1 protein-coding gene is annotated in these 370 nt (G+C 55.7%); it reads left to right on the plus strand.

Translation table 11 applies throughout. From position 1 onward, the window contains the following. Positions 1 to 370, plus strand: a 370-nt coding sequence (locus B2633_RS14505; protein ID WP_483171443.1) for a PAS domain-containing protein, incomplete at both ends; no start/stop codon positions are given.

Here is a 370-nt window from a genome sequence, read left to right on the forward strand (position 1 = left end):
CAGGCCACCCGCGACCTTCAGACTGAGAAGGAGCGGCTCAGGGTCACCCTTCATTCCATCGGCGACGGAGTCATATCCACCCATCAAGACGGCACCGTATTAATGATGAACGAAGTGGCCGAAAACCTAACCGGATGGTGGCGCGAAGAAGCACTAGGCAGGCCTTTGAGCAAAGTATTCCGCATTTTTGACGAACAGAGCCATTTGCCCCAGCCTGATCCGGTAGATTTGGCCATGCAATCGTCAACACGCCAGGTTACACCCGTCAATCATGCCGTGCTGTTGGATCGCAACGGGCGGGAACGCCCGGTTGATTACAGCGCATCGCCGATCAAAGATATCAGCGATGATGTGCTGGGGGTAGTGCTGG

Origin of the sequence: Syntrophomonas sp. UBA1041 (assembly GCF_002316705.1) — a bacterium.
Classification (GTDB): Bacteria; Bacillota; Syntrophomonadia; order Syntrophomonadales; family Syntrophomonadaceae; genus DTU019.